The sequence below is a fragment of the Roseateles sp. YR242 genome, from assembly GCF_900109745.1.
Classification (GTDB): Bacteria; Pseudomonadota; Gammaproteobacteria; order Burkholderiales; family Burkholderiaceae_C; genus Roseateles.
This window is the reverse complement of sequence record NZ_FOAV01000005.1, coordinates 293822-320310: the sequence shown is the minus strand read 5'-3', so window position 1 is coordinate 320310 and position 26489 is coordinate 293822. Positions and strand designations below refer to the sequence as shown.

Sequence of the window (26489 nt, the reverse complement as noted above, 5' to 3'; positions counted from 1 at the left end):
ATGCGGTACATCGGTTTTTCCGATGCTGACCCGTGGTGATTCCTGGGGGTCCAAAAGCGCCATTGTCACGGCGGGTTCATGAAGTCTTTCGAGACTGCGCCGCTTGGAAACAGTCCTTTGCGGAGACTTCACATGAGCATGCAGCCAGGCGTTTGCCCAGCAGCCAACGAGTACGACGAAGATGCCATCGTCAACCCTTCGGCCAACCCGACTTTCGACGAGATCCTGGCCGCCCGCCTGAGCCGCCGTGTGGCGCTCAAAGGTGGCATCAGCACCACGGCCGCCGCACTGCTGGGTGGTTCCATCCTGAGCGCCTGCGGTGGTGACGGGGGTTCCGACGAAGCGCCGGCTCCCGCACCGGCACCGGCCCCCGCAGCCGCGCCCAAGCTCGGCTTTACCGCCGTGGCCAAAAACAAGAATGACCTGGTGACGGTGGCCGAGGGCTACAACGTGAGCATCCTGCATGCCCTCGGCGACCCCATGCACTACGGTGACGAATCCTGGAAGGACAACGGCACCGAGACGGCCGACTCCTACAACCGCCGCATCGGCGACGGCCATGATGGCATGTACTACTTCGGCCTGTCCGATGCCGGCGCCTACCAGTCCGACCGCTCCGACCGCGGCCTGCTGGCCGTCAACCACGAGTACGTTGTGGCCCCGTACGTGCTGCACGCCGCTGGCCGCTCCGCCGGTGCCGCCCGCAATGCGGCGGAAGTGGAAAAGGAAATCTATGCCCACGGCGTGAGCATCGTGGAGGTGAAGCGCACCGCCGGTGTGATGGCCATGGTGCGTGGCTCCAGCTTCAACCGCCGCGTGACCTCCGCCACCACGATGGACATCACCGGCCCGGCGCGCAGCAACGCCCTGCTGACCACCAAGTTCAATGCCGCCGGCCAGCAGACCCGTGGCACCAACAACAATTGCGCCAACGGCTACACCCCCTGGGGCACCTACCTGACCTGCGAGGAGAACTACCTCAACGTCATCAGCCGCGCGGCGGGTGATGACGCGCTGCGCAGCGCCAAGGAAGTGGTCAGCCTGGCACGCTACGGCCTGCCGCAGAATCGCAAGAGCCCCTATCTCTGGGAGACGGCGGGTGCGGACGATCTGTACGCGCGCTGGAATTCGTCGGTGACCGGCGCCACCGCCGCTGACGACTATCGCAACACCATCAACACCTTTGGCTGGGTGGTGGAAATCGACCCCTTTGCCCCGAGTTCGGTGCCGGCCAAGCGCTCCGCACTGGGCCGCTTCAACCACGAAGGTGCGTGGCCCGCACCGGCCGTGGTCGGCCAACCCATCGTCATCTACATGGGTGACGACTCGCGCAATGAGTACATCTACAAGTTCGTCTCCAAGGCGGTCTGGGACGCTGCCGATGTGGGCAAGGGCATGGCCGCTGGCGCCAAGTACCTTGACGAAGGCACCGTCTACGTCGCGCGCTTCAACGCCGACGGCAGCGGCGACTGGCTGGAGCTGACCTACGGCAAGAATGGCCTGGACGCGACCAACGCGGCGTATGCCTTTGCCGACCAGGGCGATGTGCTGATCAATGCCCGCCTGGCCGGCGACAAGCTGGGCGCGACGAAGATGGACCGCCCGGAATGGGGCGCGGTGCACCCCACCACGCGTGAGGTCTACATGACCCTCACCAACAACAGCAACCGTGTGGCCACCACCGCCACCCCCACCGGCAGCCAGCTCAAGCCGGATGCGGCCAACCCGCGCTACTACGAAGATCTGAAGGGCACCACTTCGCAGAAGGGTAACCCCAACGGCCACATCATCCGTTGGCGCGAAACCACGACGGATGTGACCAAGCTGACCTGGGACATCTATCTGTTCGGTGCCCAGGCGGATGCCGCATCGGACGTAAACCTTTCCGGTCTGAGCGATGTCAATGACTTCTCCAGTCCGGACGGTCTGTACTTCGACAAGCGCGGCATGCTGTGGATCCAGACGGACGACGGCGCCTACACCGACATCACCAACTGCATGATGCTGGCGGCCGTGCCCGGCAAGGTGGGGGATGGTGGCGTGGCCGTGGCGGCCGGTGGCACCAGCACGATCAAGGGCGCCAATGCCACGGCCGATTCCGTGCGTCGTTTCCTGGTCGGCCCGAAGGAGTGTGAGATCACCGGCATTGCCATGACACCGGACAACAAGACGCTGTTCTTCAACGTCCAGCATCCGGGCGAGGAAACCACGCCCGATTGGGCCGCCATCACCTTCGGCAGCTACTGGCCGGCCAACCAGGCCGATGCCACGGTGAAGAAGCGTCCGCGTTCGGCCACGGTGGTGATCACGAAGAAGGACGGCGGGGACATCGGCATCTGAGCGTCGTCCGCCGACACTGACCGTCCTCACGAAAGATCTGGGCCCGCCCCGGCTTGCTGCCGGGGTGGGCCCTTGTCCTTGAAACGGGTGACGACGACGTCGGCCGTCCGGGAGCCACTGTGCTGGCTGTCGGGCTCAGGCGGTGGCCGCCGGCACGGCCACCGGCCGTGGCGCCTTTCGCCGACGCAGCCAGGCCACCATCGGCAGTTCCACAAAACGGCCGATCAACCCGCAGCCGATGACCGCCACCACCACGGCGGCGGCGAAGATCACCACCTCCGGCAATGCCGTATACAGCCCGGCCTTGACCAGTACGGTCAGCAGGATGTTGATCAGCAGGCAGTGGGCGAGGTAGAGCGAGTAGGAGGCCGCGCCCATCTGCACCAGCCATGCCGGCACCTGCACCGGCCGGCGTTGCTCCATCGCCACCAAGGTGGCCAGGATGGCCGCAGAGACCAGGCCCAGGGCAACCCGCCCTCCGAAGGCGTGCGGGCCTTGCGGCCCCAGTCGCTCATACAGCACCGCTGCCACCAGTGCGACGCCCACTCCCCAGCCCTGCAGACGCAGCAGCGGCAATGGCGCCCGCCGGGCCATCAGCCCGGTGGCCACGCCCATCAGGAACTGCAGGCAGTGCGGGTCCCCCAACTGCAGCGGTAGCTCGCCCGGCGTCAGGTCAAAGGCCTGGGCGACCACCGCCACGGCCCACAGCCCATAGAGCACCAGCCCGCCGCGCAGGTGCAGCAGCAGGAGGCAGAAGCTCAGGTAAAACAAAACCTCGAACTGCAGCGACCAAGCCACACCCACATACTTCGGTTGCTCGCCTCCGATCCACAGCAGCAGTGTGCCGGGGAGGTCCTGCGCGCCAAGTTCGGACACGGGCGTTCGCCCGGATAGTGCTCGTGCCACGATGGAGGGGCCTGCCGTCAGGGCCAGCACCAGCCAATAGATGGGAAACACCCGTACAAAGCGCTTCCAGAGATAACCAGGCCACCGCCGCGCGCCGTGCCCCAACTCGCTGCGATGCACAAAAGTGATGATGAAACCGCTGAGGACGAAGAAAAAGTCCACGCCCACGTAGCCGAAGTCGAACAGGCCCCCCAGCCCCACATGCCCCGAGAAATGCGGCACACGCATCAGATGGGTGGCGTGCATGAACACCACGGCCAGCGCTGCAAACGCCCGGGCGGCCTCGATGGAGGCGAGCTTGGGTGAATGGGCGGTAGGGGTGGGCGGCGATGGCGGAAAAGGGGTTGCGGCCATGGTGGTGTGGCGTTCAGCCTACGACTTTAAGACGGACAACCCTGCGGACGGTGGGCGTGCACCCCCAGATCACGGGGAGATATCTCCCATCTGTGATACATTCCGGCCCATAGATTCGCACAAGACCGTTCTTCCAAGGTCTTACTGCAGCCCCGCCGGGTCTTTACTGACCCCTTCGCGAGCGGCTCGCTACAGCTTCACCCCCTGCTGATTGCTCTTGAGTGTGTCTGTCTTCGCTTGGCCAGGTGGCCGGGCGGAGTGTTCCCATCCATTCCAATTAATAAAGGAAACATCATGACGACTCAAACCGGCACCGTGAAATGGTTCGACGACGGCAAGGGCTTTGGTTTCATCACGCCCGCTGACGGCACCAAGGACCTGTTCGCCCACCATAGCGAAATCCGCAACAACGGCGGTTTCCGCACTCTGGCCGAAGGCGCCACCGTGGAATTCGAAGTCAAGGAAGGCCCCAAGGGTCTGCAGGCGGCCAACATCCGCCAGCTCTGAGCCCTTCGGGTCTCAGCCGAACGGGGCGCGGTGAAACGCCCCGGCCTCTGAAGCCGCGTCAAGACGGCTATTGCCGAGCCGCAACATTCATTGCATCGGCCTCCCTTCGCTCAGGCGGATTCGCGGCATCATTGCCGTGGGCTGCCCAGCGCGGAGGCCTCTACAAAGAAGGACCCCAATGGCCAAAGAAGAGCTGATCGAGATGCGTGGCACCGTCAATGAGGTGCTTCCTGATTCCCGCTTCCGCGTCACGCTGGAAAACGGGCATACGGTGATCGCCTACACAGGCGGCAAGATGCGCAAGCATCACATCCGTATCCTGGCTGGCGATGCCGTGACCCTGGAACTGTCGGTTTATGACCTCTCCAAGGGCCGGATTACATTCCGTCACCTGGAGCGTCGTGGACCTCCTCCGTCGGGTGGTGGCAATCGTCATTGATTGACCAGGATCGCCATCAGGCGGTCCCCCAGATGGACAGCAGAACAGCCCGGTTTTCACCGGGCTGTTTTTTTTCGCCTATCAGGTGGTCATCAATCGATCCGGAACGACACCCCGGTGATGAACAACGTGTCCCCCCGCTTCAGGCCGGGGCCCGGATCGCTGTCGTACCGGTGAGAGATCGTGGCCGTGAGGCTGAGCCGCTTGGTCATCGCCACGGACAGCGCCGTGTCGAAGGTGGCCCGGTATTGGCCGCTGTTGCGCAGGTCCGGCAAATAGGTGAGCTTCTGGCGGAAGGTGGTGGTGTCGGAGAACTTGTGCGTCGATTCTTCTGCCAGCAGCACTTCCGTGTTGCTGTAGCGGTCGCGCGTGCTGCCGTCATCCGTGACCTCTGGGGTCAGGTACTTTTCCCGTGTGTAGCCCACACCAGCCGACAGATCGAAGGTGAGGTCGTCCCGTCGGATGACGTGATAACCCAGGCCCCCGCCCACCGAGGCGCGTGAGGACAGGTTGGCTGGCTCATCCCTCAGGGCGTCGAACTGACCGAAGCCGAAGACTTTCGGGGTCAGGTCTCGCTGGTAGTTCGCACCGGCGGACAGGCGTTTCTCGGCATCCGTGTCGTCGTTGTCGACATAGAGCCCCCGTGCATTCAACGTCAGTTTGTCACTGGTGGAGGCCTTGACCGCCTCGCCGCTGAGGTTGATGGTGGTGGACTTGCTGTTGCCCGTGGCCACACTGGCGCCTGCCGTGAACAGGGCTCGCCACTCACCGTCATTCTTGACGGTCACCTGGGCCCAGGAGGCGAGGGGAGCAGCAGCGAGGCAGGCAGTGGCAACAAGCAGGCGCGATGGCGGCATGGCGGGTCCTTTCAGGAGCGTTTTCGATGGCGCCCCCCAGGCAAGTCCCGCTCCCGATGCCCTTCGAAGCCTTACGCGTACGGCGGTGTGGTAAGGTTACGGTCTGCAAACAGATCAACCACGCACGTTGATCGGGCCCTGGCACTACTCGCGGATCCATGAATCCCGTCGCGGTGCAGGGCTCCCGCCGCCGGGCCTCCATTTGCCGTGTTCCCACGGTCGGCCCGGTCCCTCCGGCCAGCCCTCTCCAAGAGACGGGCGGCCCCCATGCCACGCCAGGCTCCTCCAGGCAGCGCCCCTTGACCAGGCCCGTTGTCTGCACCGTGAGCCCTCGGCGGGTGCTGGTTTCGTTGTATTCGTCGTCAGTACCCGCCGGCAGCCGTTGAGGCCCGCCAGCGCCGCCGTGCGCATGTGCCGGCAGGCCGCACTCATCGACTGATGGCGTGATCGCCGCTGGGCCCTTGCTCGGGTCCGCGAACGTTCATCACTGCACGAAAGGAGTCTCGGCCATGGCGAAAGGCATTCTCATCGACCACGTCTTCAAGGTTTTCGGCGACCAGCCGGAACAAGCCGTGACACTGGCCCGGGAGGGCATGTCCAAGCAGGACATCCTGGCCCGCACCGGCCAGTCCATTGGCGTCTTCGACGCCACGTTCGAGATCCAGGCTGGCGAGATATTCGTCATCATGGGCCTGTCGGGGTCGGGTAAATCCACGCTGGTGCGTCTGCTCAATCGCCTGATCGAACCCAGCGCCGGTCGCATCGTGATCGATGGCGAGGACATCAACACCCATTCGCCTGGCCGCCTGCGTGCCTTGCGCCGCAAGGACATCAGCATGGTGTTCCAGTCTTTCGCGCTCATGCCGCACATGACCGTGCGGGACAACACCGCCTTTGGTCTGGAACTCTCTGGCGCGGACCGCCAGCACCGTCTGGCGCAGGCCGACCTGGCCCTGGCGCAGGTGGGCCTGGCAGGTTGGGGCCACAAGTATCCGGACGAGCTGTCCGGCGGCATGCAGCAACGCGTGGGTCTGGCCCGGGCGCTTGCAGCCGATCCCTCCATCCTGCTGATGGACGAAGCCTTCTCCGCGCTCGACCCCATCATCCGCACCGAGATGCAATCCGAGCTGCTGCGCCTGCAGCAGGTGAAGCGCCGCACCATCGTGTTCATCTCGCATGACCTGGATGAAGCCATGCGTATTGGCGACCGCATCGCCATCATGAAGGACGGCCATGTGGTGCAGGTGGGCACGCCGGACGAGATCCTGCGCAACCCGGCCAACGACTTTGTGAGCAGCTTCATCCGGGGCGTGGACACAGCCGCCGTGTTCAAGGCGGCCGACATCGCCCGGCAACCCCTGACCCTTGTCTCCGAGCACAGCAGCCGTGGCGCGCGGGCCGGCCTCAAGACGCTGGAAGACCAGGACCGCGAATTCGCCCATGTGGTCAGCCCCTCGCGCCGTTATCTCGGCACGGTCTCTGCGGATTCACTGCGCGCCGTGCTGGACGGCCATGTCGGCCCGCTGGGCCTGCAGCACGCCTTCATCGAGGGCCTGACCCCCATCGCCGCGGATGCGCCGGTGGCCGAGCTGTTCGGCCAGGTGGCGCAGTCGCCCTGTGGGGTGCCGGTGGTGGATGCCGATGGCCGCTTCCGTGGTGCCATCAGCAAGACCACGTTGTTGAAGTTCATGGACCGGGACACCCCGCCCATCGAGCCCACGCCTGCGCGCGACAGGGTACATGCGGCCTCTGCGGCCCCAGCCGCCAACGCCGTTGCTCACTGAAAAACACCGAGGAGGCCCGATGAACGAGACCACGCTGACTGAATTGACCCCCTTGCCCAGCTTGCCCGCTCTGCCGATGCCGCCCGCATCCGAAGCGATGATGGCGCCCGTTGTGCCCCAGGCGCCAGCGCTGGACCCGTGGGAGGCCCTGTCCCAGGCGCCCGATCCCGCGGCCACCAGTGCATGGCTGGATGCGCCGTCCCAGGCAACTGCCGCGTTGGACCCGCAAGCCACCAGCTCGATCGGCGACCAGTGGCACCAATTGCTCAACGGCTCGCTACCCATTGAATCCTGGATCAACACCGGCCTGGCCTGGGCGGTTGAACATGGCCGGCCGTATTTCCAGGTGGTTCGCCTGCCCATCGACGGCACGCTGAACTGGGTGCAAGGCCTGCTGACCAGCCTGCCGTCCCTCGCGATGATCGCGCTCATCGGTCTGCTGGCGTGGCAGTTCGCGGGCCGCAAGCTCGCCACCGGCACCACCGTGGCGCTGCTGATCGTGGCGGCGCTGGGCATCTGGCCGGAAGCGATGGTGACGCTGTCGCTGGTGCTGACCTCGCTGCTGTTCTGTCTGTTGGTGGGCCTGCCGATGGGCGTGCTGCTGGCCAGTAGCGAGCGTGCCGAACGCATCATGCGTCCCATCCTGGATGCCATGCAGACCACACCGGCTTTTGTGTACCTGGTGCCTGTCGTGATGCTGTTCGGCATCGGGAATGTGCCGGGCGTCATCGTCACCATCGTGTTTGCCATTGCGCCGCTGGCGCGCCTGACCAACCTCGGCCTGCGCCAGGTTCGCCTCGATCTCATCGAGGCGGCCCGCGCTTATGGGGCATCGCCCTGGCAGATGCTGTGGAAGGTGAAGCTGCCGCTGGCCATGCCGTCGATCATGGCCGGCATCAACCAGGCGCTGATGCTCTCGCTGTCAATGGTGGTGATCGCTTCCATGATCGCCGTGGGAGGCCTGGGTCAGATGGTGTTGCGCGGCATCGGCCGGCTGGACATGGGGTTGGCCACCATTGGCGGCGTGGGCATTGTGATCCTGGCCATCACGCTGGACCGCCTGACGCAGGCCCTGGGCCGCACTGCCCGCAGCGCCGGTCAGCGCTGGTGGCACGGCGGTCCTGCTGGGCTGCTGCTGCGGGCGATCCAGCGCTGGGCGCGCCCGGCCGGTGACGCGGCGGCCCTGCCGCAGCCGCAGACCAAGCCGGTCGCGGTGGCGTCCCGGGCCTGACCCCCGCGTAACGCCGAAGCACCACCCCAAACACCACCCCGAAACACCACCCCGAAACATAGCGCCGACGCACAACACCGACGCACAACACCGACGCACAACACCGACGCACATCGCCGAAACGCCAACCCGAAGCACAACGCCGAGGCACCCAGGTCCTGGCGAAGTCTTCGCGTCCACCGCTGCTGCCGTTGCTGTTGCTGTTGCTGTTGCTGTTGCTGTTGCTGTTGCTGTTGCTGTTGCTGTTGCTGTTGCCGTTGCCGTTGCTGTTGCCGTTGCTGCGCTGAAAGGAGATCCCCCATGTTGACCTTCCGACCTCGAGCTGATCTGTTCGCCCGCGCAAGCCGGTGGTGCCCCACGCGCGTGCTGGTGGGCATGATGACGAGCCTGGTGGCAAGCCTGATGACTCTCTCCCTGGCGGGCGCCGCGTCCGCCCAGGTCTTGCCCGGCCGGGCCTTACCCGCCCAGGCCTTGCCCGGCCAGGGCATGACCGTGCAGCCGCTCAAGAGCTCACTCGCCGAGGAAGCCTTCCAGACCCTGCTGGTATCCCGCGCGCTGGAGAGGCTGGGCTACACCGTTCTGCCGATGAAGGACCTGGAGCCCGCCACCGAGCACCTGGCCATTGCCAATGGTGACGCCACGTTCACCGCCAGCCACTGGCAGCAACTGCATGCGGACTTCTACCGCAACAGCGGTGGCGATGCCCGATTGGCACGCTTCGGGCCTTATGCCCAGGGTGCCGTGCAAGGTTATCTCATCGACCGCAAGACGGCCGAGGCCCACCACATCACGCGGCTGGACCAGTTGCGGGAGCCGGCCATCGCGAAGCTCTTCGACACCGATGGGGACGGCCGCGCCGACCTCACCGGCTGCAACCCCGGCTGGGGCTGCGAAGCGGCCATCGAGCATCACCTGGACGCCTACCAGCTGCGCGGCACCGTCACTCACCGGCAGGGCAGCTACACCGCCCTGATGGCCGACACCATGGCCCGTTTCAAGGAGGGCAAGCCCATCCTGTACTACACCTGGACGCCTTACTGGGTGAGTGCGGTGCTGCGCCCGGGCGCGGACGTGGTGTGGCTGCAGGTGCCGTTCTCCGCCTCCCGCGATGGGGTCACGGACACGCGCCAGCCCAACGGCAAGAACTACGGCTTTGTCGCGGATCAGGAAGAGATCGTGGCCAATCGCGCTTTCATCGATCGCAATCCGGCGGCGGCTCGTCTGTTCGAGGTGATGCGTCTGCCCATCTCTGATATCAATGCGCAGAACCAGCGCATGAACGACGGTGCGAATTCCGAGCGGGATATTGCGCGCCACACCGATGGCTGGATCCGCGCTCACCAACAGATGTTTGATGGGTGGATCGCGCACGCGCTGGCGGTCGGCACTGCCACGGCCGGGCCGGCTGCGGCGTCTGCGCGCTGAGGTCGCCCACAGGCGCATGCGGAATTCCTTGCCACGCCACAGGTGGCAGGCATGGGAACCTCTGCATAACGCCTCGCGGGAGTGATGCAGAACTCCCCTTGGACGGGCCTATGCTGCGGATTGTTGAACAATCCACTCACATCGCCCCCATCCAGCAGCCGCGCACGGCAGGAGTTCCGCATCGCCATGAACATCGATCTCAACAGCGACCTGGGTGAAAGCTTTGGCGCTTGGCGCATGGGCGACGATGCGTCCATGCTGGCCGTGGTCAGCAGCGCCAACGTGGCCTGCGGTTTTCATGCCGGGGACCCGGCGGGCATCCTGGCCACCTTGCGTTCGGCGGCTGCGCAGGGCGTCTGCATCGGCGCGCATGTGTCGTACCCGGACCTGGTGGGTTTCGGCCGACGCAACATGGACATGTCCAGCGCCGACCTGCAGGCCACCGTCATCTACCAGATTGGCGCCTTGCAGGGCCTGGCCGCTGCGGCCGGCACACGGGTGCGATATGTGAAGCCGCATGGCGCGCTCTACAACTTCATCGCGCACGACCGGCGGCAGGCCGACGATGTGATCGCTGCCGTGAAGGCGCTGGACCGGGCGTTGGGCCTGGTGGTGCTGGCGGGTTCCGCGTTGGCCGGCTGGGCGCGTGAGGCCGGCCTGCACACCATTGAGGAAGCCTTTGCCGACCGGGGCTACCGGGCGGACGGGAGCCTGGTGCCGCGCAACCAGCCTGGCGCCGTCCTGCACGACCCGGAGGCGGTGGCCACCCGCATGCTGCAACTGGCCCGCGAGGGAACGGTCACCGCCGTGGACGGCAGCATCGTGCGCATTGCCGCCGACTCGATCTGTGTCCATGGCGACAGCCCGGGCGCGGTGGCCATGGCGCAACGGCTGCGCGAGCGGCTGACGGGCGAGGGCATCACGATCCGATCATTCATGGATGCGGCCTGATGATGAACGTGCCATCGGCAGCGCCCGGGCTGCGACTGTTGCCCGCTGGCGACGCGGTGCTCGTGGAACTGGCCGACCTGCCACAGACCCTGGGCCTGCTGGCCTCGTTGCAGGCCGAGCCCGTGGCCGGTCTCGTCGAGATCGTGCCCGGCGCCCGCACGCTGCTGCTGACGCTGGACCCGTGGGTGCTCACCCGCGAGGCACTCGCCGCAGAGCTGGCCCGCCGCCCGCTGGACATGCGCAGCGCGCAAGCCGGGCCCCGGGTGGACATCCCCGTGTTCTATGACGGTGAAGACCTGGCCGAAGTGGCCACGCTCCTCAAGATCACGCCGGCGGAGGTGGTCCGCCGCCATACCGGCAGCGACTGGTTCGTGGCGTTTACCGGCTTTGCGCCGGGCTTCGCCTACCTGACGGGCGGGGATGAACTGCTGCGCCAACTGCCGCGCCGGGCCTCACCTCGAACACGTATTCCGCCAGGTGCCGTGGCAGCGGCAGGGGGCTTCAGCGGGGTGTACCCCAAGGCCAGCCCTGGTGGTTGGCGGTTGCTGGGGCAGACACCCCTGTCGATGTGGGATTTGCAGCGAAACCCACCCGCCTTGCTGCAGCCTGGGCAGCGCGTCCGTTTCGTGGATGCCGGGCCCCGCCTTGGGGTGTTGCCACCGGAGGTCGCCAGCCAAGACGCCATGGCAGCAGCTGTGCGAACACTTGACCTGCCTGCGAGGCCGGCAGTTCCGAACGGCATCGGCCCTGACGCGCCATTCGCCACCGCTGCCGCCACCCCCACTGCTACGGTGAACCCGGTGATCCGCGACGCACCGTCTGAAGCACAACAAGGCCCTGGCATCGAGATTCGCAACGCCGGCCTTCAATCCCTCCTCCAGGATCTGGGCCGGCCAGGCCAGGCCGGGCAGGGCGTCGCGGCTTCCGGTGCCATGGACCGTGGATCCCTGAAGGCCGCCAATCGACTGGTCGGCAACCTGCCCGCAGCGGCCTGCATCGAGGTCGCTCTGGGGGGCTTCGAACTGGTCAGCCAGGGCGACATCGTCGTGGCGGTGACAGGCGCCGAAGGTCCGCTGACCCTGATCGCACCGGACGGCCGCCGTCTGCCGCTGGACCGCCATACGCCGCAGGCGCTCTCTCATGGCGACCGGCTGCTGATCGGTGACCCGACCACTGGCGTGCGAAGCTACGTCGCGCTGCGCGGCGGTGTGGCGCTGCCATCCGTGCTGGGGAGCCTCTCTTATGACTCGCTCGCTGATGTGGGGCCGGCGCCGCTCCAGGCGGGCGATCGCCTGCTGCTGAACTCGGCACCCGCAGGGGCCGTGGTCGGCCACCCGGAGCCGCCCCAGGCCGCCTGGCCCCGGGCTGGCGACGAAGTGACATTGGACATTCGCCTGGGGCCCCGTACCGACTGGTTCACGGCCGAAGCCGTCGAGACGCTGACCGCGCAGACCTGGACCGTCACCCCGCAATCCAACCGTGTGGGCTTGCGAGTGCAGGGCGCGCGGCCCCTGGCGCGCGCCATCACGGCGGAGCTGCCCAGCGAAGGCACGGCGCGAGGCGCCATCCAGGTGCCTGCCAGCGGCCAGCCGGTGCTGTTCCTGGCCGACCATCCGCTGACCGGTGGTTATCCGGTCATTGCCTGCATTGCGCCCTGGCACCTGGACCTTGCGGGCCAGATGCCGGTGGGCACGCGTGTGCGCCTGCATGTCGTGGCCGGTTTTGAACCGGTCGTTGTCCCTCGTTGAAACCCCGGTTCCGCCCATGTCCATGAAGAAGGTTCTCATCGCCAACCGTGGCGAGATCGCCGTGCGCATCATCCGCGCCTGTGCCGATTACGGCGTGACGTCGGTGGCCGTGTATGCCGACCCGGACATCGACGCTCTCCATGCCCGCATGGCCGACGAGGCGTTGGGACTCGGCGGCCAGCGTCCGGCCGAGACCTACTTGCACATCGGCAAGCTGATCGATGCAGCCCGACGCAGTGGCGCCGATGCGGTGCACCCGGGGTACGGATTTCTCTCCGAGAACGCCGCCTTTGCCCGCGCGGTGCTGGCGGCGGGCCTGACCTGGATCGGCCCGCCCCCTGCCGCCATCGATCAACTGGGGGACAAGGTCTGCGCCCGGCGGCTGGCCCTGGAGGCCGGCGCGCCTTTGGTGGCCGGCACGCCGGGGCCGGTGACCAGCGCGGACGAGGTGGTGGCGTTTGCCCGCCAGCACGGCCTTCCCATCGCCATCAAGGCGGCCTTTGGTGGCGGCGGCCGGGGTCTCAAGGTGGTCTGGAAGATGGAAGACGTAGCCGAGCAGTTCGCCTCGGCCGTGCGCGAGGCCACGGCAGCGTTTGGGCGTGGCGAGTGCTTTGTGGAGCAGTTCCTGGATCGACCGCGCCATGTCGAGGCGCAGGTGATGGCCGACACGCTGGGCCAGGTGGTGGTGCTCGGCACGCGGGACTGTTCCCTGCAACGGCGCAATCAGAAGCTGGTGGAGGAGGCGCCCGCGCCTTTCCTGACGGATCAACAGCGCGAGCGCATCCACAAGGCTGCCCGCGATGTCTGCCGCCGCGCGGGTTACGTGGGCGCCGGCACGGTGGAGTTCCTGCTCAGTGCCACCGGCGCCATTTCCTTCCTGGAGGTCAATACCCGCCTGCAGGTGGAGCATCCGGTGACGGAGGAAACCTGCGGCCTGGACCTGGTGGTGGAGCAACTGCGCATTGCCGATGGCCTGCCACTGACGCTCACCGAAACGCCGGCGTCTCGTGGCCACGCGATCGAATTCCGCATCAACGCCGAGGATGTGGGGCGGGGTTTCCTGCCAGCACCCGGGCCGGTGTTGGTGTTTGACGCGCCATCCGGCCCCGGCGTGCGGGTGGACAGCGGCGTGGCTGCGGGCTCGGTGGTGCCTGCGGCCTTTGATTCGCTCATGGCCAAGCTCATCGTCACGGGGACGACCCGTGGGCAGGCGCTGGCCCGCGCGCGGCGCGCCTTGGCGGAATTCCGCATCGAAGGTGTGCCGAACGTGCTGCCGTTCCATCAGGCGGTGCTGCGCCATGCGGACTTTCTCGCTTCCAACGGCTTCAGGGTCCATACGCGCTGGATAGAAACCGACTTCGCCACCAACCTGTCGGCAGCCACGCGGGTGGCGCCACCGCTGCAGGAGCCGTTGCAGCACATCAGCGTCGAACTCAACGGCCAGCGGATGCGCCTGGGGCTGCCCGCTGCGATGCTGCGCGGGCTGGCGCCAGGTTTGGACGGTGCCACTGCCGATGGTCAAGGCGCCACGGAGGAAGCGACCGCCGTGCAACCCAGGGACGACGCAGCCATCGCCGCGCCCATGAGTGGCGTGCTGCAGGCCTGGAAGGTGGAGGAGGGCGCTGACGTGGCCCCCGGCCAACTGGTTGCGGTGCTGGAGGCCATGAAGATGGAGACGCCGGTGCTGGCGCATCGCGCAGGGCGCTTGTCCCGCTTGGTGGAGGCCGGCGCGCAGGTCGTCGCCGGAGCGGTCATCGCTTCCCTGGGGAAGCTCTGCACCACGCCTCGCGGCCGAGATGATGCAGAGTTTCCCTAGGCTGAAAACACACTCGCACTGGATCCCTCTTCCTGGGTGGGTCTACCTCACCACAATGAGGGTAGACCCTGGGGCGCCGGGGATGGGTGGGCTTTCTACACTCGCACCCCAGCGGCTTGATTTCGCACATGTTCGATGCGAAACGAGACTGCCCTAGCGAGGGAAAATCCATGTTCCGTACTGTCACCATCGCCGCGATGGTTGCCCTTGTTGCGCTCACCGGTTGCGCAACCAAACCCCAACTGCCGGTGGCCCTGAAGGCCGAGACGCTGGCCCCGCAAGCCCGCGTTGGTGTGGCGCTCACCGCCATTCCCACTGCCGACACTTACCTCCCGGGCGCAGGCTGCCTTCTGTGTCTGGCCGCAGCGTCGGTGGCGAATTCCTCGCTGACGACGCACACCAAGAGCCTGTCCGCCGACGATCTGGGCGCGGTGAAGGCGCAGGTGGTGGAGTCGCTGAAGAAAAAGGGTGTGCAGGTCGTCGCCATCGACGGCGTGTTCGACCCGACCAAGTTCCCTGAACTGCCGCGCGAAGTGAACCTGTCCAACCGCGACTACCGTCGGCTGCAGGAACAGTACAAGATCGACAAGCTGCTGATCATTACCGTGGAAGGCGTGGGATTCCAACGCAACTACGCGTCCTACATTCCCACCAGCGATCCACGCGCCTGGGTGAAGGCCACCGGCTATGTGGTGGACCTGCGCACCAACGCCTATGACTGGTGGCAGCCTGTGGAAGTGTTGCGCCCCGCGCAAGGCAAGTGGGACGAGCCACCGCGTTTCCCTGGCCTGACGAACGCCTATTACGAGGCGATCGAGCTGGCCAAGGAACAGCTGCTGCAGCCGCTGCAATGAAGCGCCTGGCCTCGCGATTCATGGCCGAGGTCATGAAACGGTGGTGGATGCCGCACTGCGCCGGGCTGGCCTTGTGGGGAGCGGCCGGCCTTGCGCAGGCGCAGGATCAGCCCCACCTGCCTGCGGCACCACTGGCGCTGCAGGCGCCCGAGGCAGCCCGAGCGCCGCTGCAGACGCTGGCTATTCGGCTTCCACCTGAATCCGTGCTTCGCTTTCGCGGGCAGTCCGCCAATGAGAAGTCGCAGGGCAACGCCGGCGCCATGATGTATGCGGCGCCTGGCGTGGCGGGCCTGCTGGCAGGCGTGCTGGCGCATGCACTGATCAACGACGGTGTCCGCTCGGCCCAGCGCAAGGCTGAAGAGGAGGCGGCCGATGCCGTGCTCAAGCCCTATCGCCCGGTGTTGGACCAACTGCTCTGCGCGGAGGTGCTGGCCCAGGCGATCGAGGCTGCACAGCTGTCCCAGCAAGCCCGTGTCGTGCCGTCCCAGGAGGCGGCAGATGCCGACTGGACCTTGCGTATCGCACCCGTGTTCTTCATGACGATGGATCAGCGCGCTCTCCTTTTGGACGCCGAGATCGCGGTGGAGAAGGGTATTGGCAGCGACCCCGTGTGGACGCGCCGGGTGCGTCTCATGTCACCCGCAACGCCATTGGCCGCCGCGCCGCATTCGCCCTGGCTGGACGAAGACGGCCGGCGCCTGCGCCGCTCGGCGATGACGCTGCTGGCACGAGCCTACCGCCTCGCCATGGACGGTGCCACGCAGGCGGGGGCTTCCAATGGTGAAGGCGGCGCCGAACGCACTGTTCGATTCTGGGAAGGTGGCACCAAACGCTTTGAGCGTGGCGCGGTGCTCAAGCGTGACGACTGCGGGTGGGCACTGGTTCGCAATCTGCGTGGCGAACTGCTCTCCGTCTCTCTGGTAGAGGGGGCGGGCACGCCGCCGCTGTCGGCGCCCGGCGAGGCTTGTGTGGTCCAGGAGGCTGCCGCGGCCCCGGTGCCCGCCGCCCCCGCTGATACGGCAGCGGTGCCCTCGCCAATGCCAACGGCACCCGCACCCCCAACGGCACCCGCACCCCCAACGGCACCCACACCTCCACCGGCGAACGTCGGCGTTTGATTGGCGTTTGATCGGCGTTTGATCAGCGCCCGTCCTGGATCGGAGAGCCGGCCGATCCGCAGGCGAATACCTCCCGCGCCGCAGCTTACTGCGCGCGGGCGCTTGTGCTGAAGGGCGCGTCTACAGCGCCCGCAGGAAAGCCTCCAGATCCTGCAGCTCCCTGGCGTTGAGCTGGATTGGCCGAATCAGCGGCGACGGTGGAATGGCCATCAACCCTTGCGCGTTCTTCGGCGGCTGCGGCATGCCGGCGTTGTAGTTTTCAAGCACCCCTCGCAGCGTCGGCGTGAGCCCGTTGTGGAAGTACGGCGCGGTGCGGCTCACGCCGCGCAGAGACGGCGTCCGGAATGCCCCGGTGTCCTCCACCTTGTGGGTGACCGCCTGGCGACCCAGGTCCTGCAATCGGCGGCCCAGTGCGCTCATGCCGATCTGATGGAACTCGTGCTGGGTGAACGCCGGGCCGCTGTGACAGTTCATGCAGCGGGCCTTGGTGCGGAACAGGTGCAGCCCACGCAACTCCTGGTCGCTCAAGGCGGTGGGCTTGCCTTCCATGAAGTCGTCGAACCGGGTGCGAGGCGCTTCGATGCGGCGCTCAAAGGCCGCCAAGGCACGGCCCAGGCGCTGCAGCGTGACCTCGCCATCCCCGAACACCTCTGCAAATCGGCGCGGATAGTCGGTCTCACGGTTCAGACGTTGCTGCAGCTCGTTGAGGTCCATGGCCATCTCCAAGGGATTGGCGATGGGCAGCAGGGCCTGGCTCTCCAGGTCCGCCGCGCGGCCGTCCCACATCAGCTGCGGCACCAGGGCCACGCCCAACAGGTGCGGCGTGTTGCGCGGGCCGACCTGGGCGTCGTGGCCCAGGGCCAGCCGCCGGCCGTCGCTGAAGCCTAGATGTGGCGCATGGCAGCTGGCACAGCTGATATCGCGGCCCCTGGAAAGGCGCTGGTCGAAGAACAGTTGCTCGCCCAGGGCCACCATCGCGTTTGCCTGGGCCGGCAAGACCGGGCGCCGGCCCAGTTCCTGCCAGGACACACCAGCGTCCACCTGTGGTGCTGGCCATTCCTTCGGGACGCTGCGATAGACGCGCAGCAGGCAGTCGCGATGGCGGTTGGCAGAAGCGTCCGGTGCATCGCCGCCTACCGTGAGCGCGCTGGCAGCCGTCGCAGAGGGTGTGTCGCCCGAAGCATGGGTGGACGCGCCAGCGTCACGCCGTGCAACTGGCCTGGCGCCGTCTCGCGCACCAACGCTGGGTGCAATTGCAACGGCCACGAGCAGGTTCCGGCAGTCCGCGAGCGTACTCGCGGACACCGCGGCGGCCATGCCGGCTTGTTCTTCGCCAGCCGCACTGACCACGCCGGCCGCCCCCCATGCGATCGACCCACCCAGCGCCGCACACGCCACGGCCGACAACGCCAGCAGGCGCCCCTTCGCTCCCCGGCGGGGAGCATTTTCAAGCTCAGCCACTCACATCACCTCAGAAGTCGTAGCCGATTTCAAGGGCCACGCTGCGGCCTCGTTCATAGGTGGCGTAGGTGTTGCTGACGGTCGTCTTGTTCTTGCGGTTGGTGATGTTCTCCAGCGTCAGCTTCACCTGCAGGCGCTGGTCGGCCCGTACACGGGGCTCCCAGAGCAGGCCGGTGTCGATGGCCAGCGAACGTGGCAGGTCGGTACGCTCGTAGACGTCCACCGTCGTGCCCTGGTAGTCCGTGGTGCCATTCGCCAGGATCTGCTGGTAGCGGTCGCGGATGCGCAGCAGGTTGGTGATGGTGAGGTGGTAAGCCGGCAGCGTGCTCATCGCGCCCAGGCGCAGCGTCCAGGGGCGGTTGTAGTTATCGGCCGGGATGTCGGAGTAGTTCATGAACTGGCCGTCGTACTTGATGATGACGTCGTTCAGCTTGTCGGAGGAGTAGTTGTCCGCGTAGGTACTGTAGTTGGAGCGGATGTCGCTCTTGTTGACGGCGAACCACCAGCGCGTGGCCACGGGCCCTGTCTTGATGGCGGCGGCATTGGACCAGCTCAGGGTCCAGTCCTTGGTCGTGCTGCGGCCGTCATTGCTGTAGATGTAGCAGGTGCCGCCATTGCAGTCGGTCTGCTTGCTGACCACCCGCTTGATGACCTGGTCCTTGCCGTCGCGTTGCGTGAAGCGCAGGCTCAGCGGGCCGCCCAGCCAGGCCGGCTCAAACACCATGCCGGTGGTGAGCTCGTCGTCATGCGGGGTCTTCATGCTTTCCAGGCGGTTCAGCGGCAGCGCCTGTGTGCCGGTGCCCCAGGTCAGCGTGCCGCTGCGGGTCTGGGTGACCAGCAGGGTGTGGATCTTCTCCTGCAGCGCAAAGCCGAAGAGGCTGCGGCCGTCATAGCGGTTGGCCCCCACGTCCAGTGCCAGTTGCTCATTGGGCAGCCAGCTCAGCGCCAGGCGCGGAGCCGTGGACACGTCCTTGGTCAGCGAGTCCCGGTCGGCTCGAACACCGGCGCGCAGTTTGAACTCGCGCCAACTGATCTCGTCTTCCGCATAGGCACTCCACGAATCGCTGTCCAGCGAGAAGCTGCCGGCGTTGTAGGTCATCAGGCGAGTGAAATACTGGCCCACTGTGCGGTTGATGCTGGCGGTGGCCGAGCAGGCCTGCGTGTCCTTGCTGCCATCGGCCAGCTCGCAGCGCGAGATGGCGCCTGTGGTGGGGAGGTTGGCGACAGTCAGGTAATAGCGCTGCGCCTTCAGGCGTTCGTATTCGGCGCTTTGATGACGCCATTCCAGGCCGGTGGCGACACGGTGCCGGGTGGCGCCCAGTTCAACCGGCTTGAGCGCCGCCTTGAATTTGTAGCCCACCGTCTTCAGTCGCTGATCCACATCGCCCCAGGCGCCTTCGCCGCTGGTGGCATTGCTCTCGGCCGAGTCGCCCCAGTTCTTGTCCGTGGACCAGCGCCAGTTGCGGTAGTAGTCCGCATCACTGCGGCGGGACTGGTCCACCGTGCTGTAAGAGAGCTGGTTGGTCAGCGTGACCGGCTCGAAACGCGATTCCCACCGCCCGGAGAGGTTGATGCCGCCCGTGTTGATGGTGTAGTCGCTGTTGCGGTAGTCCTCGATGAAATAGGTGTTGTCCGCTGGGGCGTAGACCAGGGTGAGGTCGGCCTTGTGCACGCCGCCCGTGGGCGTGAAGTCGGTCTTGACGACCAGCGTGTCCAGCACACGGTGCTGGGTGACTTCTCGGCTCTCTGTGGTGCCGGTGTTGTCGGAGCTGAAATGCCGCAGCGGGATGTCGGACTGCCGCCGCACCGCGCTCACCAGCACACCCCATTGCTCGCTGGGCCGGGCTTCCAGGGTGGTCTTGTAAGTCCACTTGCGGAAGTTGGGCTGCAGGTCGGCGGTGGAGGAGTCTTCAAACGCTTCCTGGCGGGCCGGGTCGATGAACAGATGGGTCCATTCCGACGAGGTGTAGCCGATGGCCACGTTGCCGCCAAAGCGCTTGCGCGCGGAACAGATGCTGGCTTCCACCACGCCGCCGGTAAAGCGCCCATGCTCGGCGGAGACGTTGGAATCCCGCACGTTCACCTCGCACAGGATGCTGCTGTCCACCGCCAGCGCCTGGGAGGCACCCGGAACGAACTCCGGGCTGGTGGGGGTGATCTTGTTGCCGGGGTCCAGGTCGTTCATGACCGAGACGCCGTCCAGAAGGATCTGGTTCTGGTAGGGCTTGGCGCCGTGGATCGAAATCTCGGCGGGGGCGATCTCGCCGCCGGTGTAGGACGAGAGCTGGTCCTCGCTGTACTGGATGTTGGGGTTGAGCTTGAGCTGGCTGGTCAGGTCGCCGTTGATGGCCGGCATGTTGCGGATCATGGCCCGGTCCAGGCCCTCCACCGTCTGCAGCGGCTTGCCCTTGACGGCCACCCGGGGCAGATGCTGCAGGCGCAACTCCAGCGTGTCGGCATCGTCCGCATCGGCCTCCAGCCTGGTGGATGCCGGCCGGCGCTTGAGCAGCACGCCCCCGGCATTGGAAGACACCACCTCCAGCGGCGTTCCGGCCAGCAACACGGTGAACCCGGCCATGACGTCATAACGGCCGTTGAGGCCCTGGCTCTTCAGCCCGCGCACGAGGCCGGCATCAAACACCAGCACCACCCCGGCTTCAGCGGCGTAGCGGTTCAATGCATCGGCCAACGGCGACGGCGGGATGTCGTACTGGCGCGCCTGTGCGGCTGGCGCCACGGCGGCGGTACGCGGGGCGGGATCACCGGCCGCTTGCGCGGACAGCAGGCCTGCACCCAGCATCGCGGCCAGCAGCGGTGGGAGGGTACGCGCCGGGCGGCGGGTGTTGGCGGTGCGCAGAGGCTGGAGGAGGGGCAAGCGGCGGTCGTTCATGGTTCGGTGCGGTTCACTGACCCATGGAGGCCGAACGAGAAATGCAAAAGGACAACGCCGATAAAAAATCTTCAAAGAATCTTCTTCATCGCGCGCGCAGATGAAGCACCTCGCCACGGCGTTCCAGCCGCAGCCCCTGTTGATCGGCCAGGGTGGCCAGCGATCGTTCCGGGTCGGTCACCAGGAAGGAGCCGGACACCCGCACGCCCGCAATGGCCGGGTCGCAGAAGACGGCCACACCGGACTGGCGTTGCAGCGCCTGCAGGAACTGATCCAGGGGCTGCTCCAGCGCCACCAGCACGCCCCGCGTCCAGGCTTCATCCGCGAAGCTGGCCGGGCCGGGCGTGTCGGTGCCACCATGGAAGAAACGCAGACGCTGTCCGGCTTCCACGCGGATCGGGAACTTGGCATCGGTAGCCAATACCTGCACCGCATGGGCCTGCACGGCCACCACGGAGCTCTGGTCGTCCTGCGTCAGGGTCAGGCGTGTGCCCAGGGGCGTGATCTGGCCGTCACGCGCCAGGATGCGCAGCGGACGCTTGCGGGCGTCCTGGCCAGTCTGCAACTGCAGCGCACCCTGGGCGAGCTGGATGGCGCGTTGTTGCTCACCGTAGGCGATGCCGACCCGGGTCTCGGGGCCCAGCAGCAGCTTGCCGCCATCCGGCAAGGCCAGCTCGCGACGCTGGCCGGGGCCGGTGGCCACCCAGTCCACCGGCGTGGCGGCCGGCAGCAGGTGGCGGTAGAGCAGGGCGCCTACGGCGATGGCCCCCAGTCCGGTGAGCAAATGACGGCGGTTGACACGGCGCGGGCGGGTCAGCGTCTGCGTGGTCTGCGTAGGGGCCTGGGCCAGCAGGTCCTTCAGGCGCTCGACCCGCTGCCAGGCGGCGCGGTGCTCGGCCGACTTGTCATACCAGGCCTGCCAGCCGAGGCGGTCGGCGCACGACGGGTTCTCGGCGCTCAGACGCAGATGCCAGTCAGCGGCTTCCTCCAGATGCTCGCGGCTGACGCCGGTGGAATTCACGACAGTGCTGCCCATGGGCGTCGACTCACAAATGCAGCAGGCACTGAACGGTGGCCTTGTGCATGTACTTCTTGACGCTGCTCACCGTCACGCCCAGATGCTCGGCAATGCGGGCGTATTCCCATCCGTCCAGTTGCGCCAGCAGGAAGGCTTCGCGGACCTTGGGGCCCAGTCCATCCAGCATGCGGTCCAGCGTGAGCAGTGTCTCCACGATGATGGCCCGCTCTTCCGGCGACGGATGCAGGTCGACGGACAGGACCGCCAGCGCCTGCAGGTAGGCCCTTTCCAGGTCCTGCCGGCGGAAATGGTCGACCAGCAGGCCCCGGGCAATGGTCGTGAGGTAGGCCCGTGGCTGGGCCAGCGCGGGTGGACGTTCGCCCGCCTGCAACAGTCGCACGAAGGTATCGTGCATGAAGTCCGCCGCGCGGTCCGAGCCAGCGCCCAGGCGGTGGCGCAGCCAGTCCGTCAACCAGGAGCGGTGCTCTCGATAGAGGCCCTCATGTGTCAGCACCGCCGGCTCAGCCCAGGACATGGGATGGGGCGCCGTCACCGATGTGGCGTGTGCGCATGCTGATGGTGGTGCTGATGGCGCGGCCGATCGCGGGGCCGATCGCGCGTTCAGGGGAGCGGCAAAGGCTGGCTTGCGGGCCGGGGCGAACCCAGGCCGGCCATGGAGGACCGAAGAACATGACGGAATCCGAAAAGGGAGGGCTAAGGAAAGGCCTCCGGCTGGTCCGTCAAATGCGGTTGGCTGTGCCCAATGCGGTCAGATTGTAGGGCACCAGATAGGAATTGTTCTCATCTTCGTGGTGCGCATGCAACCCTCCGCCCGACGGCGGCCCACTGACTCGGGAAAGCCGCGGGTGCCTCGGAGAAGACGGGGCGCCACCGGCGCGCCCGGGCTCAACCCGCTGCGGGCCGGAACAGGTTGGGTAGCCAGAGCGAGAAGGCCGGCACGTAGGTCACCAGCATCAACGTCACCCCCAGCGCCCCATAGAACGGCAGGATGGACCGCATCACCTGCCCCACGGAGACCCCGCCAATGGCGCAGCCCACGAACTGGGTGACGCCCACGGGTGGTGTGTTCAGCCCCAGCGCGCAATTGATCAGCATGACGATGCCGAATTGCACCGGGTCCATGCCGAACTGCGCGGCGATGGGCAGGAAGATCGGGGTGCAGATCAGGATGGTGGCGGCCATGTCCAGGAAGGTGCCCAGCACAAACAGCAGCACGTTGATCATCAGGAAGATCACCCAGGGCTCGGAGCTGACGGCCCGCATCATCTCGCCGGTCTTCTGTGGCACTTCATAGAGCGCCATGAAATAACCGAAGGCGGACGAGATGCCGATGAGGAACAGCACCACGCCGGTGGTTTTGCAGGCCTTGGCACAGGCCTTCAGAAAGTTCTCCCAGCTCAGGCTGCGGTAGGCCAGCACGGTGACCAGCAGTGCCCAGAACACCGCTGTGGCGGCGGATTCGGTGGCGGTGAAGATGCCCGAGAGGATGCCCGCCAGGATGATGACCACCACCAGCAGCCCCGGCATGGCGCCCAGCAGCGCGATCAACACTTCCTTCCAGCCCGGGAAGCTGCCGTGGGTGCTATAGCCGCGCTTGACGGCCACGTAATAGGCGGCCGCCAGATTGCAGATCGTCAGCAGCAGCGCGGGAATCACGCCGGCCAGAATGAGGCTGAACACACTCACCGAGGCAATGCCGGTCGTGGCCAGCGTGAAGATGATGAGGTTGTGGGAGGTGGGCATGAGCGCCCCCACCAGGGCCGCGTGGGTGGTGACGTTGACGGCGTAGTCTGCGTCATACCCCTCCTTCTTCATCAGCGGGATCATCACCGAGCCCATGGCCGACACATCGGCCAGTGGCGAGCCGGCCACACCGCCAAACAAGGTGCAGCCCAGCACGTTGCTCATCCCGAGGCCACCGCGCACATGGCCGACCAGTGAATTGGCGAAGCGCACGATGCGGTCGGCGATGCCGCCATACAGCATCAGTTCCCCCGCGAAGACAAAGAACGGAATCGCGAGGAAGGAGAAGATCTGCATGCCGCCGACCATCTTCTGGAAGACCACCGCCACCGGCAGCCCGGCATACAGGATGGTGGCCACCGAGGAGAGGCCGATGGAGAAGGCCACCGGCACGCCCAGCACCAGCAGCAGCGTGAAACTCACGAGCAGGACAGTCAATTCCATGAGGGCACCACCTCTTCATGGCGGATCAGCGCCACGATGTGTTCAATGGAGAACAGCACGATCAACACGCCAGCGATGACCAGCGCCAGATAGTCCAGGCCGACCGGCAGACCCAGCATTGGGTCCAGCTCGTCCCACTTGAGGCGGGTCCAGAGCCATCCGCTCCAGGTCATCAGCGCGCCGAACAGGCCCACCAATGCATGGATCAATACTTCCAGCTTGAGGCGCCAGGTCTCGGGCAGCAGGGACACCAGCGATTCCAGGCCGATGTGCCCCGCATCCCGCACCCCCACGGCCACGCCCAGCGCGGTGACGTAGAGCACCAGTTGCAGCGCCAGGCCTTCCGCCCAGGTCGGCGTGTTGTTGAACACGTAGCGGCCAACCACCTGCGCCTGCACCGCCACGATGATGGCGATCAACATCACCACCGCCGTGATGAGGCTGGCCTTGGACAGCCAGGCGCACACCCGCGTGTAGGGGTGCCGGGCGGCGGGTGCTGCCGCGTCGGGTGTGCCCGCCACGCCGACGGGCGGTGACGGGTCCACCGCAGGCGCCACCGGGCTCAGCGCGGCGCTGCTCGATGCGGCGGCACTCACTGGGTGTCCTGAACCGCCTTGACCAGGCGCTGCAGGTCCGGCGTGCTGATGAACTTGGTGTAGACCGGTGCCATGGCGGCCTTGAAGGCGGCCTTGTCCACATCGGTCACGATTTGCGAACCCGCCTTGACGACCAGGTCCTTGTCCTTGGCCTCCTGCTCATCCCACTTCTTGCGCTGGAAGGTGACGGATTCCTTGGCTGCGGCGCGGAACAGGTCCTGGTCGGCCTTGCCCAGCTTGTCCCAGACGACCTTGGAGATCAGCAGTACCTCCGGCGCCATCGAATGCTCGGTGACGGAATAGAACTTCACCGCTTCGTAATGCTTGAAGCCGGCGTAGGAGGGGATGTTGTTTTCGGCGGCGTCGATCAGGCCGGTCTTCAGCGCGGTATAGACCTCGCTGGCTGGCATCGGCGTGGCGTTGGCCCCCATGGCCGAGGCAATGGCCACCCACAGCTCGGACTGCTGCACGCGGATCTTCAGGCCCTTGCTGTCCGCCGGCGAGCGCACCGCCTTCTTGGCGTAGATGGAGCGGGAGCCGCTGTCGTAGAAGGCCAGGCCGATCATCCCCTGGGACTCGCAGCCCTTCAGGATCTCCTCGCCCACCGGGCCGTCCAGCACCTTGCGCATGTGGGCGACGGAGTCGAACAGGAAGGGCATGGTGGGCACCAGGCTCTTCGGGCAGATGGAGTTCAGCGAGCTGATGTTGACCCGGTTCATCTCCAGCGCGCCGATCTTGAGCTGGTCCAGGGTCTCCTTCTCGGTTCCGAGCGCACTCTTGTTGAAGACCTTGATCTTGTATTTGCCGCTGCTGCGCTTGTCCAGCAACTCGCTCATGTACTTCACGGCGGCGACGGTGGGGTAGTCGTCGCTGTTGTGCACATCGGCGGAGCGGAACTCCGCGGCCAGCGCGGATGAGGCGGCGGTGAGGGTGAAGGTCAGGGTGAGGCCGAGGGCGAGTGCCCGGCCAGCCGCCACAGCGGCCGTTCCAGTCTTCTGCATCGTCGTTGTCTCCAGTGGGTTTCTTATAGGAATGGATTCGAGGATGACGGCAACCATCGGGGAGGGACGCGGGATCAGCCGGAGCCCGGCGCCTCGAACGGCCCGACGTCCAGGAAGATGCCGCCCTGCATTCGCGCCATCAGGCTGCCCGCAGGGAAGACACGATCGCCGACCTGCTCTCGCCATGCATCGGCACTGTCCTGGGGGCGATAACCCAATTGCGCCCAGCCGGCGTCTGTGTACCAGCGGGCGGGGTTGTCGGAGATGGCGTAGGTGACCAGGCAACCAACGTTGGGCGTGGTGAGCGAGGCAGTCACCAGGCTGAACAGGTCACGCGGGCTGATCCACGTGGAAAGCCCGCGCCGGTCGGGAGGTTCGGGCAGGCAGCTGCCGATGCGCAGGCAGACCGACTCGACACCGTACCGGTACCAATAAAGCTGTGCCATGCCTTCGCCAAACAGCTTGCTCACCCCGTAATAGCCGTCCGGGCGGGGCGGGTCGGTGGGTTCCAGCATGTGGCCCTGCTCGTAGCAACCGGTGACGTGGTTGGAGCTGGCAAAGACCACACGCTGCGTGCCGGCCAGCCGTGCGGCTTCGTACAGATGGAAGACGCCGTCCAGATTGACACGGGCGATCTGCTCATACGGGGCTTCCACCGAATGGGCACCCAGGTGCACCACCGCATCCACCCCGGCCAGCAATTGCTCCACCGCTTGGCGGTCCGTGAGGTCGCACGTGCGCTCTTCCTCATGCGCGGCCAGGGGCGTGCCCAGCGGCTGACGGTCGCTCAGGACCAGGCGGCGGCAAATGGTGCCCAGCGGCGCGCGCAGCAACCGCCCGACCGTTCCGGCGGCACCCGTGAGCAGCAGGGTGTTGATGGTGGGGTGGTCAGGCGAGGGGCTGGTCATGTAATTTTTAAAACAGCGTTTCAGGCGAAGTGTGCAAAACCACCGGCAGGCGAGCAAGTGGTTTTTGATGGGGGGTA

General features: G+C 66.3%; 22 protein-coding genes. 11 read left to right on the top strand and 11 right to left on the bottom strand.

The window, feature by feature from the left end:
• Nucleotides 1-132 precede the first annotated feature (132 nt).
• Nucleotides 133-2340, top strand: coding sequence for a PhoX family protein (locus tag BMY53_RS12540; RefSeq protein WP_255370166.1), 2208 nt, complete (start codon nt 133-135; stop codon nt 2338-2340).
• 135 nt (nt 2341-2475) lie between these two features.
• Here the strand turns inward: BMY53_RS12540 and BMY53_RS12535 are convergent, their stop codons facing one another.
• On the bottom strand, nt 2476-3600 hold the full coding sequence (locus BMY53_RS12535) for an acyltransferase family protein (RefSeq protein ID WP_092946801.1): 1125 nt from the start codon (nt 3598-3600) through the stop codon (nt 2476-2478).
• Nucleotides 3601-3894: 294 nt separating this feature from the next.
• Between BMY53_RS12535 and BMY53_RS12530 the strand changes: the two genes are divergently transcribed.
• Nucleotides 3895-4107, top strand: a complete 213-nt coding sequence (locus BMY53_RS12530) for a cold-shock protein (protein WP_092946800.1) — start codon at nt 3895-3897, stop codon at nt 4105-4107.
• A 178-nt stretch (nt 4108-4285) separates the two neighbouring features.
• Entirely contained in the window at nt 4286-4546 is a 261-nt protein-coding gene (gene infA / locus BMY53_RS12525) for a translation initiation factor IF-1 (protein ID WP_092946799.1), read from the top strand.
• A gap of 92 nt (nt 4547-4638) precedes the next feature.
• On the opposite strand, the gene BMY53_RS12520 is transcribed toward infA, so the two are convergent.
• Nucleotides 4639-5403 (bottom strand): DUF481 domain-containing protein, encoded by a 765-nt coding sequence (locus BMY53_RS12520; RefSeq protein ID WP_092946798.1) that lies wholly within the window; start codon nt 5401-5403, stop codon nt 4639-4641.
• Nucleotides 5404-5912: 509 nt separating this feature from the next.
• Between BMY53_RS12520 and proV the strand changes: the two genes are divergently transcribed.
• From proV to BMY53_RS12480, 8 genes are all read left to right on the top strand, one after another.
• Nucleotides 5913-7187 carry a glycine betaine/L-proline ABC transporter ATP-binding protein ProV gene (gene proV, locus BMY53_RS12515; RefSeq protein ID WP_092946797.1) on the top strand — a complete coding sequence of 425 codons (1275 nt, stop codon included), beginning with the start codon at nt 5913-5915 and terminating at the stop codon, nt 7185-7187.
• Between the two features lie 19 nt (nt 7188-7206).
• Nucleotides 7207-8418 (top strand): glycine betaine/L-proline ABC transporter permease ProW, encoded by a 1212-nt coding sequence (proW, locus tag BMY53_RS12510; protein ID WP_177200848.1) that lies wholly within the window; start codon nt 7207-7209, stop codon nt 8416-8418.
• Between the two features lie 375 nt (nt 8419-8793).
• The gene (gene proX, locus BMY53_RS12505) at nt 8794-9843 is read left to right on the top strand and encodes a glycine betaine/L-proline ABC transporter substrate-binding protein ProX (protein ID WP_092946912.1); all 1050 of its coding nucleotides are present in this window, start codon (nt 8794-8796) and stop codon (nt 9841-9843) included.
• Nucleotides 9844-10029: 186 nt separating this feature from the next.
• On the top strand, nt 10030-10794 hold the full coding sequence (locus BMY53_RS12500; protein ID WP_092946796.1) for a LamB/YcsF family protein: 765 nt from the start codon (nt 10030-10032) through the stop codon (nt 10792-10794).
• Nucleotides 10794-12542 (top strand): 5-oxoprolinase subunit B/C family protein, encoded by a 1749-nt coding sequence (locus BMY53_RS12495; RefSeq protein ID WP_255370165.1) that lies wholly within the window; start codon nt 10794-10796, stop codon nt 12540-12542. Before BMY53_RS12500 ends, BMY53_RS12495 begins: the two co-directional genes overlap by 1 nt.
• Before the next feature lie 22 nt (nt 12543-12564).
• Nucleotides 12565-14358 carry an acetyl/propionyl/methylcrotonyl-CoA carboxylase subunit alpha gene (locus BMY53_RS12490; protein WP_092946910.1) on the top strand — a complete coding sequence of 598 codons (1794 nt, stop codon included), beginning with the start codon at nt 12565-12567 and terminating at the stop codon, nt 14356-14358.
• 170 nt (nt 14359-14528) lie between these two features.
• A complete protein-coding gene (locus BMY53_RS12485) occupies nt 14529-15212 on the top strand; it encodes a hypothetical protein (protein ID WP_092946795.1) in 684 nt (227 codons plus the stop codon).
• Nucleotides 15209-16330: a hypothetical protein gene (locus tag BMY53_RS12480; protein ID WP_092946794.1), complete on the top strand. Its 1122-nt coding sequence runs from the start codon at nt 15209-15211 to the stop codon at nt 16328-16330. The genes BMY53_RS12485 and BMY53_RS12480 overlap by 4 nt, the downstream gene beginning before the upstream one ends.
• 120 nt (nt 16331-16450) lie before the next feature.
• On the opposite strand, the gene BMY53_RS12475 is transcribed toward BMY53_RS12480, so the two are convergent.
• The 9 genes from BMY53_RS12475 to BMY53_RS12440 form a co-directional block, all read right to left on the bottom strand.
• Complete coding sequence (locus tag BMY53_RS12475) at nt 16451-17791, bottom strand: cytochrome-c peroxidase (RefSeq protein ID WP_255370164.1); 1341 nt, start codon at nt 17789-17791, stop codon at nt 16451-16453.
• A gap of 10 nt (nt 17792-17801) precedes the next feature.
• On the bottom strand, nt 17802-20681 hold the full coding sequence (locus BMY53_RS12470; RefSeq protein WP_092946793.1) for a TonB-dependent receptor: 2880 nt from the start codon (nt 20679-20681) through the stop codon (nt 17802-17804).
• A gap of 85 nt (nt 20682-20766) precedes the next feature.
• Complete coding sequence (locus BMY53_RS12465; RefSeq protein ID WP_092946792.1) at nt 20767-21717, bottom strand: FecR domain-containing protein; 951 nt, start codon at nt 21715-21717, stop codon at nt 20767-20769.
• 10 nt (nt 21718-21727) lie between these two features.
• The gene (locus BMY53_RS12460) at nt 21728-22234 is read right to left on the bottom strand and encodes a sigma-70 family RNA polymerase sigma factor (protein WP_092946791.1); all 507 of its coding nucleotides are present in this window, start codon (nt 22232-22234) and stop codon (nt 21728-21730) included.
• Nucleotides 22221-22391 carry a hypothetical protein gene (locus tag BMY53_RS25915; RefSeq protein WP_177200847.1) on the bottom strand — a complete coding sequence of 57 codons (171 nt, stop codon included), beginning with the start codon at nt 22389-22391 and terminating at the stop codon, nt 22221-22223. Before BMY53_RS25915 ends, BMY53_RS12460 begins: the two co-directional genes overlap by 14 nt.
• A gap of 214 nt (nt 22392-22605) precedes the next feature.
• Nucleotides 22606-23907 carry a TRAP transporter large permease gene (locus BMY53_RS12455; protein ID WP_092946790.1) on the bottom strand — a complete coding sequence of 434 codons (1302 nt, stop codon included), beginning with the start codon at nt 23905-23907 and terminating at the stop codon, nt 22606-22608.
• Nucleotides 23898-24329 (bottom strand): TRAP transporter small permease, encoded by a 432-nt coding sequence (locus BMY53_RS12450; RefSeq protein ID WP_092946908.1) that lies wholly within the window; start codon nt 24327-24329, stop codon nt 23898-23900. The genes BMY53_RS12455 and BMY53_RS12450 overlap by 10 nt, the downstream gene beginning before the upstream one ends.
• Nucleotides 24330-24499: 170 nt before the next feature.
• Entirely contained in the window at nt 24500-25504 is a 1005-nt protein-coding gene (locus tag BMY53_RS12445; RefSeq protein ID WP_092946789.1) for a TRAP transporter substrate-binding protein, read from the bottom strand.
• A gap of 74 nt (nt 25505-25578) precedes the next feature.
• Entirely contained in the window at nt 25579-26412 is an 834-nt protein-coding gene (locus tag BMY53_RS12440) for an NAD-dependent epimerase/dehydratase family protein (RefSeq protein WP_092946788.1), read from the bottom strand.
• Between the last annotated feature and the right edge of the window lie 77 nt (nt 26413-26489).